Source organism: Planococcus koreensis (assembly GCF_004761975.1).
Taxonomy (GTDB): domain Bacteria; phylum Bacillota; class Bacilli; order Bacillales_A; family Planococcaceae; genus Planococcus; species Planococcus koreensis.
This window is the reverse complement of record NZ_RQII01000028.1, coordinates 112,188-129,806: the sequence shown is the minus strand read 5'-3', so window position 1 is coordinate 129,806 and position 17,619 is coordinate 112,188. Positions and strand designations below refer to the sequence as shown.

The following is a 17,619-nucleotide window of genomic DNA, read 5'->3' as shown; positions in this document are numbered from 1 at the left end:
CGCAAAACAGCTGCGCTTGCCGCGGGCGAGCGCCAAGCCTCCTCAGTCGCTTCGCTCCCTGCGGGGTCTCGGCTGTCTCACTATCCCGCAGGCGTCTCCACTGTTTTGCTCCATATCTCGAGAGTCTATAACAACTTCAGAAAGTGTATCTTTCGTGTTCTTTGTTAAAAGAAATGAAACTCTATTATTAAGTTATAACATTGACTGAAGCCAGGCCCGCGGTAAGCGTCCGCCTGAAGCGAAATGAAAAGGAATATTGAAAAAAGTTATTGACACTCAATTCTGAATCGTGATAGGATTCTTTTCAAACAGCATACACATACGCAACAACACTCTTATCAAGAGCAGGCAGAGGGATATTGGCCCTATGACGCCCAGCAACCGACCGTAATACCTTCGTGAGAAGGGGCGCTTCAGCGCCGGGATGAAAATCCCGCAAGGCACGGTGCTAATTCCATCAGAAATGTACATTTCTGAAAGATAAGAGGCATGGAATCTATATTTCTGAGCCTCTTTCTTTTGGGAAAGAGGCTTTTTATTTTGCATTCGAAAGGTAGATGACATATGGCAACAGCATCAAAACAATACGAAGAACTGACAGTAGAAAGCGCGGTGGCGCTTGCGAGAACGCATTATCCATTCCCGGAAGGCGCGGCATTGGAATGCGACGAAATCGGCGATGGCAACTTGAATTACGTGTTCCGCGTGGCGGATCCGGAAAGCGGCAAAAGCGTCATTTTGAAACAGGCGTTGCCGTATGCGAAAGTTGTCGGCGAAAGCTGGCCGCTGACCTTGCAGCGCGCACAGATCGAGGCGGACGCACTCCGGAAACACGGGGAATTCGTGCCGAATCTGGTGCCGACGGTTTATGCCACGGACGCGGTATTGGCGTTGACGGTGATGGAAGATTTGTCGCATTTAACAATTGCCCGTGAAGGCCTGATTGCCGGAAAGGCGTATCCGCAGCTGTCGACGGACATCGGCGAATACTTGGCGCGCACCTTGTTCCAGACATCGGATTTTGCGCTTCACCCATTTGAAAAGAAAGAGCTCGCTGCGGCGTTCTCGAATCCGGAGCTGTGCAAGATCACCGAAGACCTCATTTTTACAGATCCGTTTTTTGACAATGAAACCAACGATTTCGAACCGGAGCTGAAAGAGGCTGTGGAAGCGTTATGGGCCAACAAGGCGCTTCAGCTGGAAGCGGCGAAATTGAAGTTCAGCTTTTTGACCGAAGCGGAAGCGTTGCTGCACGGCGATCTCCATACCGGCAGCATCTTTGCCAGTGACAGCGAAACGAAGGTCATCGACCCGGAATTCGCTTATTACGGTCCAATCGGCTTTGATGTCGGCTTGTTCCTGGCAAATTTGATTTTCCAATCGCTGACGCGTAATGGGGACCAGCGCAATGTGGTTAATTCGCATATTGAAAGGACGTGGGAAACGTTCGAGGCGAGATTTACAGACCTTTGGAAAAACAAAGGCATCGAAGCTTTTCAGCAAACGGACGGCTACCGCGAATTTATCATCGAGAAGATTTTCCGGGATGCATTGGGTTTTGCCGGCTGTGAATTGATCCGCCGGACGATCGGCTTGGCGCATGTGAAAGATTTAGACGGCATCGAAGACGACAGCCGCCGCATTGAGTTGAAAGAGCAGGCATTGCATTTAGGCGAAAAGCTGATTTTGCAGCGCGCTGAAGTGAAGAGCATCTATGAAGTGACAGCGTTAATCGGGGAGGCGGAATAATGGCAATCCCGTTATCAATTTCCTGGCAAGAAGGCAAGTTGACGATTTTGGATCAGCAAAAATTGCCGCATGTAATCGAATATGTGGCCCTGGAAACCTTGGAAGACGTTTACGACGCGATTTTATCGCTGAAAGTGCGCGGTGCACCGGCAATCGGCATCGCCGCTGCATATGGGCTGGCGCTTGCGGCGGTCCGCCACGACACGGATGAACTCCAGACCTTTTTCCATTTGGTTGAAAAAGACGCGGCGCATTTGGGCAGCTCGCGCCCGACAGCGGTCAATCTGGTATGGGCGCTGGAGCGGCTGACAGCAAAAGTGAAAGAAGCTGCAACCGTCGAGCAAGGGAAAAAGCTGCTGCTTGAAGAAGCGGTGCGCATCCATGAAGAAGACGAAGCAGCGTGCCGGAAAATCGGCGAATACGGCTTGTCTTTATTGGAAGGCAAAACGCGCGTCATGACGATTTGCAACGCGGGGTCCATTGCTACTGCGAAATACGGCACAGCGTTGGCGCCGTTTCATCTGGGCAGCGAACTTGGACGGCAATTCGAAGTCTATGCCTGTGAAACGCGCCCGGTTTTTCAAGGTTCCCGGCTTACGGTATGGGAGCTGCAGCAATCAGACGTTGATGTTACGCTGATCACCGATAGCATGGCCGCACACACGATTGGTGCAAAAGAAATTGAAGCAATCATTGTCGGAGCCGACCGCATTGCGGCGAACGGCGACACCGCCAATAAAATCGGCACCTTGAATTTAGCGCTGCTCGCTGATGCGTACGGCATTCCGTTTTATGTAGCGGCTCCGGCATCGACGTTCGATTTGTCCATTTCTTCCGGCCGCGAAATTCCGATCGAGGAGCGCAAAGCGGAAGAAATCACGCATATTGCCGGCATTCAAATAGCGCCGGAAGGCACGAAAGTATTCAATCCAGCATTTGATGTCACGCCGGCACGGCTCATCAAAGCCATCATCACCGAACAAGGGGCCATCACCCCGGGTTACGAAAAAAATATACCTGCCGTTCTCGGCGCTTACACAGGAAAAGGAGCAAATTCATGAAAAAACAATCGCTTTTATTCATCGCCTTATTATTGATCTTCAGTGCCTTTTTAGCCGCTTGCCAGCCAAAAGGGGAAGTCAGCGAAGAAGGAACGTCAGATGCGACGAAAGCGGAAGCATCTGACCACCCGTTAGCTGGCAAAAAAGTGGCATTGATCATGCAGATCAACCTCGGGACATTTTCCGCGCAATACATTGAAGGCGTAAAAGAGCAGGCTGGAAAATTCGGCGGCAGTGTGACGGTCTTCACTTCGGAAGGCGATTTGGCAAAAATGGCATCGAACTTGGATGCAGCGATCAACCAAGGCTTTGATGCTATCTTGATTGACCATGGCACGAAAGAAGCATTGAACCAAGGCGTTGAAAAAGCAGTGGAACAAGGCATTCCGGTTGTGGCATTTGATGCAGGCGTTGACGTCGAAGGCGTTGTTTCTCTTGAGCAGGGCGACCAGAAAATGGCGGAAATGACGTTGGAGCGTTTGGCTGAAGACAGCGGCGGCGAAGCGAATATCGTGAAAATCTGGGTAGCTGGCTTTGCACCGATGGAACGCCGCCAAGTCGCTTATGAAAAATTCTTGGCGGATAACCCGGGCATCAAAGAAATTACAGCATTCGGCGGAGCGACTAAAAACACGGCTCTTGATACACAGGCACAGATGGAAGCGATTTTGAAACAATACCCGAACGAGGGTGACATTACAGCGGTTTGGGCAGCTTGGGACGAATTTGCGAAAGGTGCTGTGCGCGCGATTGAACAAGCGGGGCGCACAGACATTAAAGTGTACGGCATTGACATGAGCGATGAAGATTTACAGATGATCCAAAAAGAAAACAGCCCGTGGGTAGCATCGGCTGCAGTTGATCCGATGGACATCGGGCGCATCCAGGTCCGCTACGCTTATCAATTGATCAACGGCGAAACGCCGGAAGAAAAAGTGGTGCTGGAACCGGTATTCGTGGACGCTGAAAAACTTCCGTCTGAAGCGATAACGACAAATGAATTGAGTGAGTACATCGAAGGATGGGGCGCGAGCGAACAAGGCTACACCGACGATTTGAAAGAATTGGAAGGCAAGTGAAAAATGCAATGAAGCTGTCCTGCACGACGGGGCAGCTTCTTTCTCAGAAAGGAGGCGGGCAGATGGAGCATCCACTATTGGAAATGACAGCTATCCGCAAATCATTCGGCAATGTTACGGCTTTGGAGCAAGCACAGTTCAGCCTCGAAAAAGGGGAAGTCCATGCATTGCTTGGGGTCAACGGTGCCGGAAAAAGCACGTTGATGAAAATTTTATCCGGCGTCTACAGCCAGGACGAAGGAGACATTAAATTGAACGGTTCTCCGCTCCAGCTGCGCTCGCCGAAAGAAGCGAAAGAGCAGGGTATTTATACGGTTTACCAGGAAGTCGACACGGCGATCGTTGCTGAATTGTCGGTAGCGGAAAACATCCTGCTCGACACGTTCGCAGGAGGCAGCTCTTTTTTCATCTCCCAAAAGAAACTTTACGATGATGCACGCCGCGTTTTGAAAGAACTGCAATCGGACAACATCGCAGTCGGCCAGAAAGCAGCTGACCTGACCTTAGCGGAAAAGCAGCTCGTGCTGATTGCCCGGGCACTCGTCCATTCGGCTAAAATCATCATTTTCGATGAACCAACTGCACCGCTATCGCTGCACGAATCGGCTAAATTATTTTCAGTCATTGAAGGTTTGAAAGCCCAAGGCGTCGGTTGTATTTTCATCTCGCACCGGCTGCCGGAAGTATTTGAAATTGGCGACCGCATTACCGTCATGGCTGAAGGAAAATGGGTCCAGACCTTTGATGCCAAGGCTGCTTCACAGGAAGAAGTCGTCGAATCGATGCTCGGCGCCAAACTGAGCAACGAATTGGTGCACCGCGACCATGAAATTGGCGCACCACAATTGATCGTGGAAGGTTTGTCGGACGAAGGCAAATTGAAACATCTGTCGTTCGGCGCAGCGGCTGGCGAAATTGTCGGCGTCGTCGGATTGGTGGGAGCGGGCAAAACCGAATTGGCGAAGGCCTTGTTCGGGGAATCGAAGCTCACATCCGGAACCATCACGCTCGGCGGCAGGGCTTTGAAGTTGAAGCACCCGTCAGATGCCATCAAGGCAGGCATCGCGCTAGTGCCGGAAGAACGGCGCAAAGAAGGCTTGTTTGTTCAGGAATCGCTGTCGGCCAATGCATCTTTCCCGAACCTGCGAAGATTTTCGCCGAAGTTCTTCATGGACAAAAGAGCGGAAAGGGCATTTGCCAAAGACATCATCGGACGTCTTCAAATCAAGACCGACAACACCGAGACGCCGCTTATCCATTTAAGCGGCGGCAATCAGCAGAAAGTGGCGATCGGCAAATGGATGTCGCTCGATTCAAAACTTTACCTTTTCGACGAACCGACCAAAGGCGTCGATATCGGCGCAAAGGTGGATATTTTCAAATTGATCCGCCAATTGGCATCGAGCGGCAAAAGCTGCGTGTATTTTTCCAGTGAAATTCATGAAGCGATCGGCATCTCCGATCGGATTTTAGTTATGTACAACGGTCAGATCGTGAAGGAGTTTTCACGGCAAGAAGCGACCCAGGAAAGGATTTTATTATATGCAAGCGGTGGAAAAGAAGAGCGCAGTGAAAACCGGCAGCAGCCCGAAAGAAAAAGCCATACAGTTTCTGTTTAAATACGGTGCTATTGCGCTGCTGGCCATCATCATTTTTTACTTCAGCACGGTCAGCGATGCCTTTTTGACGTACGGCAACTTCAGCGACATCATGCGGTCGATTTCGATCGTAACTTTGCTGGCGCTTGGCGTTACGTTCACACTTGTTGTCGACGGCTTCGATTTATCGGTCGGTTCGACGATGTCGCTGTCGACCGTCGTTACAGCGTCGCTCATGGTGTGGTACGATATGCCGTTATGGCTCGTCTTGCTGTTGCCGTTATTAATCGGTGTGCTGGCAGGCGCCGTCAACAGTTTCCTCATTGTCGTCCTCGGCATACCGGATTTGCTCGCGACGCTCAGCATGATGTACATTGTCGCAGGTTTGCACCGCACGTATACGGAAGGCTATTCCATCTACAATAATATGCCGCTGACTTCCGGCGGCACGGCACCTGGGCAATTGTCAGAGGCGTTCTTGTGGATTGGACAGGGGCAGATGCTCGGCTTGCCCGTTCCGGTTTGGATCATGGTCATACTGGTGCTCGTTTCATACCTCATCTTGAATCACACGCGCTGGGGTCGGGTGTTGTATATGACGGGCGGCAACGCAGAAGCGGCAACATTGTCCGGCGTCAATGTGAAGAAAGTGAAATTTACGGCATACGTTGTATCCGGTATTTTCGCTTCCATGGCGGGCATCCTGTTCACGGCCCGCGTCGGCTCCGGCCAAATCGATGCGGGAGCACCGCTGATGATGGAAGCGGTCGCCGCGGTATTTGTCGGCTACTCCGTCCTTGGCGCAGGCAAACCGAATGCGCTCGGCACGTTTTTCGGAGCGGCAGTCATCGGGATTTTATTGAACGGCCTGACCATCCTCAATTTGCCGTATTACGCGTTCGACATCATCAAAGGCGGCGTACTGGTAGCGGCGCTTGCCGTGACTTACGTTTACGCGAAAAAGAAGTTTTCAAAAAGCTAGCGTTCCACGGATGCACCTCTTTCAAAGGGGTGTATTTTTGTGGCAAAAAATTGGCATTACCATCCAGTGATACCAATTTTAATGGAACTAAAGCATGACGTGAATAACTGAGGATTGAAGAGGAACAATTGACAAAAGAAGAGTCAAAAAATTAATTGTTAGAAATACGAAATAAAATACTAACAGGTCGTAAGATGTATAAAGTAAACTATAATTACCAATATTTTTTAAGGGGGAAGTTTTTTGGAATGTAATAATTGTGCAGTCGCGAGCTTGAAATTCGAAATTCGCCTGGATGGCGAATTGAATAGCTCGGTTTTGGAACAAGTTGCGGAGTATTTGGAGAGAAGAGAAATGGCGGTAATCAGAAAAGAGAACAAATTGCAGCTTGATGAACAGGGAGCGAGAGAATTCCTTGATTTCTGCAATGACCTGCTAGATCCGGCCCAAGTGGCGTTTCGCATCAACCAGGAATCCTGGCAGCCTCTTTCTGAAATTGAACATGTTTTTAACACGGCTTGGATTGACGATGTCATCAAAAACGAAAGGCTGATCTGCCATTACCAGCCGATTGTTGACGCCGATGGAAATGTGTTCGCCTATGAAATGCTTTCGCGCTTCCAGAACGAAGACGGCTCGACCATTTACCCCAATGAAATCTTCCCAGCGGCAAAAAGCAGAGGCCGTCTTTACGCGCTTGATCGGGTCTGCCGGATGACTGCTGTGAAGTTTGCAGCAGTTTTGAAAGGGAAAAAGGCGTTTATCAACTTTATCCCGACATCGATTTACTCACCCGAATTCTGTCTGCGTTCGACGACGGAACTTGCCAACCAATTGGGCGTGGACCCAAAGGAATTGGTGTTTGAAGTAGTCGAAACCGAAAAGGTGGATGACATGGACCATCTGAAGAAAATTCTTGCCTATTACAAGTCCAAAGGCTTCCAGTACGCGTTGGATGATGTCGGTGAAGGCTATAGCACAGCAGAGGTGCTGGCTGAACTGAAACCGAAATACATGAAGCTTGATATGAAGTATGTCCAAGGCGTTGCGGAAGATGAAGCGAAGCAGGCAGTCGCGATGAACTTCCTGAACAAAGCGATCGAAATCGATTCGGTGCCATTAGCTGAAGGCATTGAAGTGGAAGAAGATTTCGTTTGGCTGAAAAACAAAGGCTACGAGCTTTTCCAAGGCTATTATTTTGGCAAGCCGTCGGCAGAGCCGCAAATGGTTTAAATTCAAAAGCTTCCGGGACACAGGTCTCGGAAGCTTTTTCTGTTGGCATTTAGATAAGGAGTCTTGCACTGAAGCCCCCTGAAAAGAAATAACACCCTCGGGAAAAGAGTCTCTTCTCCTAAGGGTGTTATTTTTTCATCAGCAAGTACATGAAATAAGGCGCACCGATCAATGCGGCCATGATGCCGGCTGGAATGCCTGAAGGTTCAAGCATATTCCTGCCAAGCGTGTCCGCGAGCAGCAGCAGCCAGCCGCCGATTAGAATGGCAAGCGGCAAAAATAATTGGTGGCGCGGACCGACAAGCGATTTTGCGATATGCGGTGCCATCAATCCGATAAAGGCGATGCCGCCGGTCACGGAAACCGCAGCGGCCGCTAATGCAACAGCGGTCATCAGCAAAGTAAGGCGTTCTTTTTCAATGGATACGCCGAGCCCGACCGCCACCGGTTCGCTCAAATTCAGCATGTTCAGGCGGTTTGCCTTGTACAGCGTGAACGGAATGAGCACCAGCAGCCAAGGCAGGATGGCGAGCACGAACGGCCAGTCAGTGCCCCAGATATTGCCGGCCAGCCAATTGGCGATGAAATCCACTTTTTCGCGTTCAGCGGAAGAAATCAAGACGATCATAATTCCCGACAAAGCCATCGAAAAGCCGATGCCGACCAATACGAGGCGGATGGGCTGAAGGCCCGTTGCTTTATTATAGGAAAACGCGTAAATCAGCAGCGCGGTCAAAAATGCGCCTGCAAAAGCGACAGCCGGCAGCAAGTAGACGAACAAACCCGGATCAACCGGCATGAACAAGAAGAACACGGCAATCGCCACACCGGCTCCCGAATTGATGCCGATGATGCCCGGATCCGCCAAATCATTGCGCGTGATGCTTTGCAGAATCGCGCCGGCGAGCGCAAGCGCCATGCCGGCCAATAGGGTGATGGCAATGCGCGGCATGCGGATGGAATACAGCACAAAATCTTCTTTGAATGTGCCTTGGCCGATAAACGTCGCGAACAGGCGGTCATAGGATAGGGACGAATAGCCCGAACCGAGGCTTACCACTACGGTTGCGGCAATCAGCAGTGCGAACGCGTAAAAAAAGCGCCGCTGTTTTTTTACTAAAGCAGCCTGGATCATGTGAACGCTCCTCCTCCTTTACGCACAATAAGCAGGAAGAAAGGCAAGCCCAGCATGGCGACAATCGCCGCCACCGGTGTTTCGAACGGTGCATTGATCGTTCTGCCGAGCAAATCTGCGAAGAGCATGAAAATCGCTCCGGCAATAGCGGACATGGGAATGATGTGGCGGTAATCGACGCCGACAATGGCGCGCACGATATGCGGCACCAACAGGCCGACAAAAGCCATATTGCCGGCAAGCGCTACGGCAGCACCGGCAAGCATGGTAATGGCAACGAATAAGAGAGCTTTCGTCTGCATCGTTTTTTGGCCAAGGCCGATCGCTGCTTCCTCGCTTAAGCTGAGGATCGACAATTGACGCGCGAGCAGCAAAGCGATGACCAGCGACACGGCGATAAAAGGGGAAATCACTTTTAGCTGCCCCCACGTCGTGCCGATCAAGCCGCCGGCAGTCCACATCGAAACGTCTTTTGAAATCTTGAAGTAAATGCCGATGCCTTCTGCCAATGCGCTCAAGAAAGCGGAAATGGCGGCACCCGCCAAGACGATGCGAAACGGCGAAAAGCCGCCTCGTTTGACCGAACCGAGCCCGAATACGAGCGCTGCACCAACGGCAGCGCCGATAAAGCAGGCAATCATGATGCCGAAATAATTGGCTGCTGGGATGAACGCCAAAGTAATGGCAAGCGCAGCGTTTGCGCCGGCAGTCAAGCCGAGCAATCCGGGATCCGCTAACGGATTGCGCGTCATGCCTTGCATGATAGCTCCGGACACCGCAAGTGCTGCGCCGACTAGGACAGCGGCCAGTTCCCGCGGCAGCCGGATTTCACGGATCACCGAAATGGCGTCGTTCGACGCGTTGGAAAACAGTGCCAGCGCCGTGTCTTTCAAGCTGATATCGGCAGCCCCGAAAGCGATGGAAATGACGAACATAGCGGCAAAAGCTACTGCGCCTGCAGCTATTTTTATGAAAAATGAAGTTTGGTTTGGCATAAGGCATCATCTTTTCTATATAGGCTAAGATTTAGTGGTGCATGTCTGTGTTTGAACACCAAAGAGGAATCCCTGTTGTCAGGAATTCCTCTCGCAGCGTTATTGTTTCAGGAAGTGTTCCTTGAAGAATTCCAATTGGTAATCCAATGAGATCGGATCGTTGAAATAGAATTCTTTGGCATTGGCTTCAAAAACCTGGCCATTTTTGACGGCTGGTGTATTTTTATAAACATCTGTTTCTTGGAAAGAGTTGTCTTGTTCGCTGTCTTTGCTGAAGATGACGTAATCGCCCATGTATTCAGGAAGCACTTCTTGCGACAAAGCGTAGAAGCCGTCTTTCAACGCCATTTCTTCCACTTTAGCAGGCATTTTCAATTTCATTTCCTGGTAAAGGATTTCGGTTCCGCGGCCCCAGTTATCGCCGAAAACATACAATTGCTTGTCGAAGTTTTCGATGACCGAGACAGTTGCGTCTTCGCCGATTTCAGCACGGATGTCATCGCCAGCTTGTTGTGCGCGCGTTTTGAAATCGTCAATCCATGTTTGTGCTTCTTGTTCTTTGTTCACTAATTTACCGATTTCCAAATGCTGTGTCAGGTAATCGACTTGGCCGTAAGTATACGTCACGGTTGGTGCGATTTCCTTCAATTTGTCGATGTTCTTGATGGTTGAAAGGCCGATGATCAAATCCGGCTCCAATTCGATGATTTTTTCTAAATTATCTTCTGTCACTTCTTCAACGCCTTGCAATTCTTCTTCAAAACGAGGGTTCGCTTTTGACCAAGCATCAACGCCTACAAGCGGGACATCAAGTGCCATGACATTTCCTGCATAAGTAGACAGCACCAAGACGCGCTGCGGGTCTGCCGGGACTTCCACGGGACCGCTTTCGGATTCGTATGTAATCGTATCGGATGAGCCGGATGTTTCAGCAGGCTCAGCAGTTTCGGAATCGGAATTGCATGCAGCAAGCAGCAATGCTGCCAGTAAAACAAGGAATAGGGATAGCTTCTTCATAGTGGGTCAAGCTCCTTTGATTAAGTTATAAGTGATGCAGATTGGTTTTTGCGTTCTTGGATCGATGCCGATGTCCGCGTCGATGCGGAACACGGTTTTCAGTACTTCCGGTGTAATCACTTCTTGGCTGGTGCCGGATTTAACAATTTCACCGCTTTTCATCGCAATGATGTGGTCGGCGAAACGTGACGCTTGGTTCAAATCATGGAGCACCATGACGATTGTGCGATGTTGATCTTGATTGAGTTTTTGCAACAATTCGAGGATTTCGAGCTGATGCGCCATGTCCAGATAAGTGGTCGGCTCATCCAGAAAAATCATTTCGGTTTCCTGGGCGAGCGCCATGGCAATCCACACGCGCTGGCGCTGGCCGCCGGACAAAGCGTCGACCGGGTGGTATTTGAAAAATTGCGTGCCGGTGACATCAAGCGCCCAATTGATGATTTCATAGTCTTTCGCTGTCAAGCGTCCAAAGCCTTTTTGGTAAGGGAAGCGGCCATAAGAAACCAGTTCACCGACTGTCAGGCCTGGCGCGCTTTCCGGTGTCTGCGGAAGAATCGCCATTTTTCTGGCGAGCAGCTTTGTGTTTTCTTTGGCGATTTCTTCCCCGTCGAGCACAATCGAACCGCCCTGATGGGGGATGACGCGGGTCAGCGCTTTCAGCAGCGTGGATTTTCCGCAGCCGTTGGAACCGATAATCGTCGTGATTTTCTTGTCTGGAATCTGCAGCGACAGGTTTTTGACGATTTTCCGTTCCCCGTAGCTGATGTCCAGATTCTCTGCGGACAGGCGCACCATGCATATTCCTCCTTTCAATAATATTTATGTATATATGTTGATAATGATAATCGTTTTCAGTACAATAATAACTATAAAACTAATGAGAATCATTGTCAATTAAAAATCGGGAGCAGGTGTGTCAAAATGGTTAATGCAGAGATATTCGACGTCACAATCATCGGTGGTGGTCCGGCGGGACTTTATTCGGCATTTTATAGTGGACTACGTGAAATGAAGGTGAAACTGATTGAGTTCCAGCCGCAGCTTGGCGGAAAACTCCATGTCTATCCGGAAAAAATGATTTGGGATGTCGGGGGCCAGACGCCAATCCAAGGCGAAAAGCTTATTGAGCAATTGGTGGCGCAAGGCCTGACATTCAAGCCGGAAGTGGTTCTCAATGAGAAAGTCGAAAAAATCGGGCGCAGCCAAAATGGCCATTTTGAACTTGAGGGCTCTTCGGGACAGGTGCATCTGTCGAAAACGGTGATTGTAGCAGTGGGGGGCGGCATCTTGAATCCGCAAAAGCTGGAAATTGAAGGTGCTGATCGCTTTGAAGTATCGAACCTGAATTATACGGTGAAATCGATCGAACGTTTTAAAGGGAAAACGGTGATGATTTCAGGAGGCGGCAATTCAGCCATCGACTGGGCCAACGAACTGGAACCGATTGCCGGCAAAGTCATGGTGACTTACCGCAAAGGGGAATTGGCAGGGCACGAAGCGCAAGTTTCCCAGCTGATGAACAGTAAAGTCCATTGCTTCCTTAATACAGCCATTACGAAACTTATTGCGTCAGATGAGCGCGATGTGGTGGAGTCGGTTGAATTGACCCATCAATTGACGGGAGAGACGCATCTCGAACCTGTTGATGAAATCATCATCAACCATGGCTATGAGCGGGACGCGACATTGCTCGAAGCAAGCGACTTGCCAATCGACATTGCCGACGGCTATTACATCTCAGGCAATGCGAACAGCGAATCGACGGTGCCGGGGCTTTTTGCAGCGGGCGATATCCTGCAGCATCCAGGCAAGCTGAATCTGATTGCGGGTACTTTCCAGGATGCCGCAAACGCAGTGAACAAAGCAAAGCAATTTATCCAGCCGGACGCCAATGGCATTGCCATGGTGTCTTCACATAATGAAGTATTCAAAGAACGCAACAAGGAATTGGTGAAGCAATTGATCACGTGATCCAGAAACCTCTTGTTTGAATGGGGGCATTTGAAGGTATATTACAGATGTCGAGGAAAATTCAAAGGAGGAATTCTAAATGGATTTTAAAGATCATGGAAAAGAACCGTATGTATTGAATATCGAAGACGCAACAAAAGAAAACAGCAATTTCCGTACAACGATATGGACAGGTGAAAACCTGCAAGTGACTTTGATGAGCGTCGAACCGGGCGACGACATCGGCTTGGAAAAACACGAAGGCGACCAATTCCTGCGCATTGAAGACGGCAAAGGTTTCGTGCAGATGGGCGACAGCGAAGACAACCTGACGTTCGAAGAAAATGCCGAAGATGATTACGCCATCATGATTCCAGCTGGAAAATATCATAACGTAACGAATACCGGCGATGAGCCGTTGAAGATTTATTCAATTTACGCGCCGCCTGAGCATGAAGCGGGCACTGTCCACAAGACAAAAGCCGAAGCGGAAGCTGCAGAAGCGGAAGAAGAATAAAAATAAGGAACAACAAAGGGCATCCTCAATCCGAGGATGCCCTTTTCCTATTATGCAGTTGTTGCTGTGCGGTTGGCGCGGCGTTCTTTTCTGCCGTGCAATAGATAATACATGAGCAGTAAAGCAGCAGCGACAACGCTGAGAATCGCATACAGCTGGCTATAGCCTGTAACCGAAATGATAAATCCGAGCAGGTAAGGGCCGAAGCCGAGTCCGGCGTCCATAAAGATGAAGAATGTCGATGTTGCGAGCCCCATGCGATGCGACGGCGTCAATTTTACTGCGACCGCTTGGGTAGTGGACTGAATATTGCCGAAGCCGAGGCCAATCAGGAAGCCTGCCAGCAGGAACGTGAAGCTGTTTTGTGCTGTGCTCAACAATAGCAGACCGACTGCAAAAATGGCGATAGCTGGGTACATCACGTAATTGGCCCCTTTTACATCCATCAAGCGGCCAGTAAATGGCCGTGAAAAAAGGATAGCGACGGAGTAGACAAGAAAGAAGAACGTGGCCGCTTCAACGAGATCGCGGAAGTCGGCGTAAAAGCTGATGAAAGACAAGACGCTGGCGTAGCAGAATCCTGCGAGCAATGTGATGACCGCAATCGGAACTGCCTTGGGTTCGACGTAATCGGAAACCTTGAACCCTTTCACTTCGTTACTGTTCGGTGGTGCTTCAACCGGTGGAACTGTCACCAGCAATGAAATAAGCAAGCTGATGATTCCGAAGATCAGGCAAAGCGTAAAGATCATACCGAAGGTTGAATTCTGTGACATATAAAGCCCGATAAATGGGCCGATGGCGGTGGCAAGCGTCGTACTAAGGCTGAAATAGCCGATTCCTTCGCCTTTTCTCGACATCGGAATGATTTGAGCGATAATCGTGCCTGCAGCGGTGCTGGCAATTCCCAGCGTTATGCCGTGCAGAAAACGCGTAGACAAAAGGAATGGAAGCCCAAAGTCTACAAAATAGAAAAGCGTCGTCAAGGTAAACAAAGTGAGTCCGAGAACCATCGTTTTTTTGCGGCCAATGCGGTCAAGTGCACGCCCCATAAAAATTCTTCCAGTTAATACACCTATAATGAAAATGCCGGTGACGAGGCCAGCCTCGCTATTGGAAGCGTCGAATTCTTGTACTGCATAGACGGCGATGGTAACCATTAATAAATAAAAGACAAAGACTAGAAAAAAGTTGACGGACGATGTCAGGATAAAATCCTTCGTCCACAAGGGGGCTCTATTTTTGTTCATTTGTATGCTCCTTACTGGTTAATTGGTGGCGAATCCCTTTCATGATGCGGGTGGTTTGCTGCTGCTGTTCTTCAGAGACGCCGGAAAGAATGTCCTCTTCGAGCGCATCTACGGCTATTCGCACTTCTGCGTACAAGATGTAGCCAGTTTCACTCATTTCGATCCGTTTTTCCCGGCGGTCTTTGCCCGGAATATGGGACAGGTAGCCGATGTTCTCCAAGCGGCTGATGGTGCGTGTAATTGTCGGTTTTTCGACGCGCAAATATTGGGCGAGTTCGACCAGCGTGGCCGATCCGTTATTGGCCAAATAATGGAGAATCGACCATTGGGCGCGGTATAGCCCATAATTGCCCAGGACATCGTTCAAGTGGTGTTCAAAAGATCGATATAACAGCATGAATTGCTGGAAAAATTCTTGAGAAGCTTTCATGTAATGCCTCCTGGCTTATTAATTCGAGAAACTAATGGTTAGCTAAGGTAACTATTAGATGATAAAGCAAAAAAATAGGATTGTCTATGATTTTCTACTGAAAATGTGCAACGATTGATAAGGGAAAATGTTCCAATTCAATGAAGGTTCTATTATAATTTAGTAAATAAGAAAGGCGGGGCGCGGTGATGGAAAAAATAGATTCGAAGTTCCGCTGGGTCGGCAGCGACAGCCATTTCGTGGATCGTCTCGACATTCAGGCAATAGATGGCGTGGTGCTGGGGCGTTTCGGCGGCAATTCTTCGGCCGGGCAATACAAAAACGAAGATGCCTGCCTCATTTGGCAAGACAGCGCACAAGGATGGGAATTTATAATGTTACTGGATGCCCATAATTCGGCGGAAAGTGCAGAGGCTGTGCTGGTGCAAGTGGAAGCGTATGAACAAGAAGTGAGGTTTTTGCTCGGCCAATCGATGGATAAGGAATTTTTCCGGAACTTGGAGCACAAGGTGCTTGAAATGTTTCAAGAAGAAACGTTCTTGGAGGCGTGCCGGAGGGTGCAAGGGGAAACTGCTTGTCTGATTGCAGTGCGCAAAGGGAAATATGTCTGGTGGTTTTCGGTTGGAGACTGCCTCTTGTATTTATTCCATCCGGAATTGAAGGCTTTTGGGCAATACCAGCTGAACCAACGCCAGTTCTATGAATGGATCGGCGAAGTGAATACGTTTGAGCAGCCGGTACCATGCTACTCTTCCGGTACGAGAGAGTTGCGGCAAGGCGTGAACCGGCTATTGTTAACGACAGATGGCTTGGTGGAATGTCCGGGAGGGGTTTATGCCGAACCGGCAAGCATATATGCTTCGAAGCCGGGGCGTGGCGGCGTTGAAGAAATGCTGAAGAATATACAGCAACACGGTGTGCGAGACAGCACGACGATTATTTCCTGGGAAATAATCGCCAAAGAAGCCGCTGCAATGCCGAGTAATTTGTAGGAGGATAATCACATGGATTTAAAGCGGAAAATATACAGTGAAATTCCGGTTATTGAGACAGAGCGGCTTGTTTTGCGCAAATTGGAGAGGGAAGATGCAGCCGATCTCTTTGAATACGCATCTGATCCAGCGGTGCCGCGTTTTATGCCTTGGGAAGCGCATAATACAATAGAAGAAACGAATGAATTCCTCACATTTATCATGGAAGCTTATGAAAACCAACAGAAATTGACGTGGGCCATTGAATTAAAGGAAACCCGCAAAATGATAGGTACCATCGATTTCGTCAAGTGGCTGCCGAAGCATGGAAGGGCAGAAATTGCTTATGCGCTGTCGCGCGACTATTGGGGAATGGGCTTTATGCCGGAAGCAGCAAGAGCTTTAATAGCATTTGGTTTTAACAAAATGGACCTTAATAAGGTGGAAGCCTCTATACTGCTTGAAAATGCTCAGTCACGCACTGTTCTTGAAAAAATGGGCATGTCTTTCGAAGGTGTTGCCCGGCAGCATTTTAAGATGAAGGACGAATTCGTGGACCTTGCCATGTATTCATTGCTTAAAAGTGAATTCTTACAGGAGCGGAAAAGAGCGTTTTAAAGCGGAAGTCCAAGTGTGATAAAATCGGGATTAGGTCTTTCTGAAAAGCAGGTGCTCTTGTGGAAATTGTTCTATTTGTCGCGATCATTCTGGGAGCTTCGGTATTGCAGACCAGCACAGGGTTTGGCTTCTCGATATTGGCGACGCCGTTTCTTCTGCTGCTTTTCAACGTAGCCGAAGCGATCCAGATCAATTTGATTCTTTCGCTTGTCATATCAGGGGCATTGATTTTTAAAATCCGGTTAGACATCGACATGGCCGTTTTGAAAAGGCTGATTGCGGGAAGCGTCGCCGGCATGCCAGTAGGAATTGCCATATTCCTGTCGGCTGATTTGGAAAAATTGAAATTAGCAATCAGCCTTATCATTTTATTGTTGACGGTGCTGTTGATCTTTTCGTTCCGGATAAAACAGACGAAAAGGCGAGACGCGTTTTTCGGTGGATTGTCGGGAAGTTTGACGACAAGCATCGGCATGCCAGGGCCGCCGCTCTTGCTGTATTTTTCGGGTACGAACACAAACAAGGAAAAACTGCGGGCAACAACGCTCGCGTTCTATCTGTTCATCTATTCTATAAGTTTAATGCTGCAAATCATCTTTTCCGGTACAAGCAAAACTATTTGGACAGCAAGCGGCTTGGCGATTCCGCTCGTGTTGGCCGGCCTGTATTTAGGACAGCTTTTATTCAAGCGGATTGACCAGCGTACATTCCGTTTTGTTACTTATGGAATCTTGCTGTTTACCGGGCTGTTCTTGCTGTTCGATAACTTATAATAGAGGTGATTCCAACGGCGAAAAAACCTTCAGATGAAGAAGATTTTCCAAAGAGCATCGGCAAACCGGCGCAGCGTGCACTTTTGGCTGCAGGCTATCAGCAGCTGCAGGACCTGGCTACAGCCACTGAGCAGGAGCTGCTTGATTTGCATGGCTTCGGTCCGAAAGCATTGGGCATCCTGCGCCAAGCACTTGCAGAACAAGGCTTGCGTTTTAAATCTTGATAGATTGCACATAAAAAGCCATTCCGAAATCAAT

At 49.3% G+C, this 17,619-nt stretch carries 18 protein-coding genes and 1 riboswitch; of the genes, 12 read left to right on the top strand and 6 right to left on the bottom strand.

Annotated elements, in window-relative coordinates:
• Positions 1 to 332 precede the first annotated feature (332 nt).
• Positions 333 to 487, top strand: a riboswitch (SAM riboswitch).
• A 77-nt stretch (positions 488 to 564) separates the two neighbouring features.
• From mtnK to EGV91_RS07365, 6 genes are all read left to right on the top strand, one after another.
• Positions 565 to 1,749, top strand: coding sequence for an S-methyl-5-thioribose kinase (gene mtnK / locus EGV91_RS07390; RefSeq protein ID WP_135502189.1), 1,185 nt, complete (start codon positions 565 to 567; stop codon positions 1,747 to 1,749).
• Positions 1,749 to 2,810 carry an S-methyl-5-thioribose-1-phosphate isomerase gene (gene mtnA, locus EGV91_RS07385; RefSeq protein ID WP_135502187.1) on the top strand — a complete coding sequence of 354 codons (1,062 nt, stop codon included), beginning with the start codon at positions 1,749 to 1,751 and terminating at the stop codon, positions 2,808 to 2,810. The genes mtnK and mtnA overlap by 1 nt, the downstream gene beginning before the upstream one ends.
• On the top strand, positions 2,807 to 3,889 hold the full coding sequence (locus EGV91_RS07380) for a sugar ABC transporter substrate-binding protein (protein WP_135502185.1): 1,083 nt from the start codon (positions 2,807 to 2,809) through the stop codon (positions 3,887 to 3,889). Before mtnA ends, EGV91_RS07380 begins: the two co-directional genes overlap by 4 nt.
• Before the next feature lie 62 nt (positions 3,890 to 3,951).
• A complete protein-coding gene (locus EGV91_RS07375) occupies positions 3,952 to 5,508 on the top strand; it encodes a sugar ABC transporter ATP-binding protein (RefSeq protein ID WP_135502183.1) in 1,557 nt (518 codons plus the stop codon).
• The gene (locus EGV91_RS07370; RefSeq protein ID WP_135502181.1) at positions 5,432 to 6,469 is read left to right on the top strand and encodes an ABC transporter permease; all 1,038 of its coding nucleotides are present in this window, start codon (positions 5,432 to 5,434) and stop codon (positions 6,467 to 6,469) included. The genes EGV91_RS07375 and EGV91_RS07370 overlap by 77 nt, the downstream gene beginning before the upstream one ends.
• 243 nt (positions 6,470 to 6,712) lie before the next feature.
• Positions 6,713 to 7,702, top strand: coding sequence for an EAL domain-containing protein (locus tag EGV91_RS07365; protein ID WP_135502179.1), 990 nt, complete (start codon positions 6,713 to 6,715; stop codon positions 7,700 to 7,702).
• Positions 7,703 to 7,829: 127 nt separating this feature from the next.
• On the opposite strand, the gene EGV91_RS07360 is transcribed toward EGV91_RS07365, so the two are convergent.
• From EGV91_RS07360 to EGV91_RS07345, 4 genes are all read right to left on the bottom strand, one after another.
• A complete protein-coding gene (locus tag EGV91_RS07360; protein WP_135502177.1) occupies positions 7,830 to 8,837 on the bottom strand; it encodes a FecCD family ABC transporter permease in 1,008 nt (335 codons plus the stop codon).
• Entirely contained in the window at positions 8,834 to 9,832 is a 999-nt protein-coding gene (locus tag EGV91_RS07355) for a FecCD family ABC transporter permease (RefSeq protein WP_135502175.1), read from the bottom strand. Before EGV91_RS07355 ends, EGV91_RS07360 begins: the two co-directional genes overlap by 4 nt.
• Before the next feature lie 99 nt (positions 9,833 to 9,931).
• Complete coding sequence (locus tag EGV91_RS07350) at positions 9,932 to 10,849, bottom strand: iron-hydroxamate ABC transporter substrate-binding protein (RefSeq protein WP_135502173.1); 918 nt, start codon at positions 10,847 to 10,849, stop codon at positions 9,932 to 9,934.
• 6 nt (positions 10,850 to 10,855) lie between these two features.
• Positions 10,856 to 11,647, bottom strand: coding sequence for an ABC transporter ATP-binding protein (locus tag EGV91_RS07345; protein WP_135502171.1), 792 nt, complete (start codon positions 11,645 to 11,647; stop codon positions 10,856 to 10,858).
• Between the two features lie 126 nt (positions 11,648 to 11,773).
• Here EGV91_RS07345 and EGV91_RS07340 point away from each other — a divergent pair, with 126 nt between their 5' ends.
• The gene (locus EGV91_RS07340; RefSeq protein ID WP_135502169.1) at positions 11,774 to 12,823 is read left to right on the top strand and encodes an NAD(P)/FAD-dependent oxidoreductase; all 1,050 of its coding nucleotides are present in this window, start codon (positions 11,774 to 11,776) and stop codon (positions 12,821 to 12,823) included.
• A gap of 79 nt (positions 12,824 to 12,902) precedes the next feature.
• A complete protein-coding gene (locus EGV91_RS07335) occupies positions 12,903 to 13,319 on the top strand; it encodes a cupin domain-containing protein (protein ID WP_135502167.1) in 417 nt (138 codons plus the stop codon).
• A 50-nt stretch (positions 13,320 to 13,369) separates the two neighbouring features.
• Here the strand turns inward: EGV91_RS07335 and EGV91_RS07330 are convergent, their stop codons facing one another.
• Both EGV91_RS07330 and EGV91_RS07325 read right to left on the bottom strand, forming a co-directional pair.
• The gene (locus EGV91_RS07330; protein ID WP_135502165.1) at positions 13,370 to 14,569 is read right to left on the bottom strand and encodes an MFS transporter; all 1,200 of its coding nucleotides are present in this window, start codon (positions 14,567 to 14,569) and stop codon (positions 13,370 to 13,372) included.
• Entirely contained in the window at positions 14,556 to 14,999 is a 444-nt protein-coding gene (locus tag EGV91_RS07325) for a MarR family winged helix-turn-helix transcriptional regulator (RefSeq protein WP_175580280.1), read from the bottom strand. Before EGV91_RS07325 ends, EGV91_RS07330 begins: the two co-directional genes overlap by 14 nt.
• A 188-nt stretch (positions 15,000 to 15,187) precedes the next feature.
• On the opposite strand from EGV91_RS07325, the gene EGV91_RS07320 reads away from it, so the two are divergent.
• From EGV91_RS07320 to EGV91_RS07305, 4 genes are read left to right on the top strand one after another with little or no spacing between them, the layout of a single operon-like run.
• Positions 15,188 to 15,991 (top strand): protein phosphatase 2C domain-containing protein, encoded by an 804-nt coding sequence (locus tag EGV91_RS07320; protein WP_135502163.1) that lies wholly within the window; start codon positions 15,188 to 15,190, stop codon positions 15,989 to 15,991.
• A 12-nt stretch (positions 15,992 to 16,003) separates the two neighbouring features.
• Complete coding sequence (locus EGV91_RS07315; protein WP_135502161.1) at positions 16,004 to 16,588, top strand: GNAT family N-acetyltransferase; 585 nt, start codon at positions 16,004 to 16,006, stop codon at positions 16,586 to 16,588.
• Between the two features lie 59 nt (positions 16,589 to 16,647).
• Positions 16,648 to 17,361 (top strand): sulfite exporter TauE/SafE family protein, encoded by a 714-nt coding sequence (locus EGV91_RS07310; protein ID WP_135502159.1) that lies wholly within the window; start codon positions 16,648 to 16,650, stop codon positions 17,359 to 17,361.
• Positions 17,362 to 17,366: 5 nt separating this feature from the next.
• On the top strand, positions 17,367 to 17,585 hold the full coding sequence (locus tag EGV91_RS07305) for a helix-hairpin-helix domain-containing protein (RefSeq protein ID WP_241666134.1): 219 nt from the start codon (positions 17,367 to 17,369) through the stop codon (positions 17,583 to 17,585).
• Positions 17,586 to 17,619: the final 34 nt, after the last annotated feature.

Coding starts and splice junctions, on each gene's coding strand:
- mtnK (WP_135502189.1), top strand. CDS start 565: ATGGCAACAGCATCAAAACAATACGAAGAACTGACAGTAGAAAGCGCG.
- mtnA (WP_135502187.1), top strand. CDS start 1,749: ATGGCAATCCCGTTATCAATTTCCTGGCAAGAAGGCAAGTTGACGATT.
- EGV91_RS07380 (WP_135502185.1), top strand. CDS start 2,807: ATGAAAAAACAATCGCTTTTATTCATCGCCTTATTATTGATCTTCAGT.
- EGV91_RS07375 (WP_135502183.1), top strand. CDS start 3,952: ATGGAGCATCCACTATTGGAAATGACAGCTATCCGCAAATCATTCGGC.
- EGV91_RS07370 (WP_135502181.1), top strand. CDS start 5,432: ATGCAAGCGGTGGAAAAGAAGAGCGCAGTGAAAACCGGCAGCAGCCCG.
- EGV91_RS07360 (WP_135502177.1), bottom strand. CDS start 8,837: ATGATCCAGGCTGCTTTAGTAAAAAAACAGCGGCGCTTTTTTTACGCG.
- EGV91_RS07355 (WP_135502175.1), bottom strand. CDS start 9,832: ATGCCAAACCAAACTTCATTTTTCATAAAAATAGCTGCAGGCGCAGTA.
- EGV91_RS07350 (WP_135502173.1), bottom strand. CDS start 10,849: ATGAAGAAGCTATCCCTATTCCTTGTTTTACTGGCAGCATTGCTGCTT.
- EGV91_RS07345 (WP_135502171.1), bottom strand. CDS start 11,647: ATGGTGCGCCTGTCCGCAGAGAATCTGGACATCAGCTACGGGGAACGG.
- EGV91_RS07340 (WP_135502169.1), top strand. CDS start 11,774: ATGGTTAATGCAGAGATATTCGACGTCACAATCATCGGTGGTGGTCCG.
- EGV91_RS07335 (WP_135502167.1), top strand. CDS start 12,903: ATGGATTTTAAAGATCATGGAAAAGAACCGTATGTATTGAATATCGAA.
- EGV91_RS07330 (WP_135502165.1), bottom strand. CDS start 14,569: ATGAACAAAAATAGAGCCCCCTTGTGGACGAAGGATTTTATCCTGACA.
- EGV91_RS07325 (WP_175580280.1), bottom strand. CDS start 14,999: ATGAAAGCTTCTCAAGAATTTTTCCAGCAATTCATGCTGTTATATCGA.
- EGV91_RS07320 (WP_135502163.1), top strand. CDS start 15,188: ATGGAAAAAATAGATTCGAAGTTCCGCTGGGTCGGCAGCGACAGCCAT.
- EGV91_RS07315 (WP_135502161.1), top strand. CDS start 16,004: ATGGATTTAAAGCGGAAAATATACAGTGAAATTCCGGTTATTGAGACA.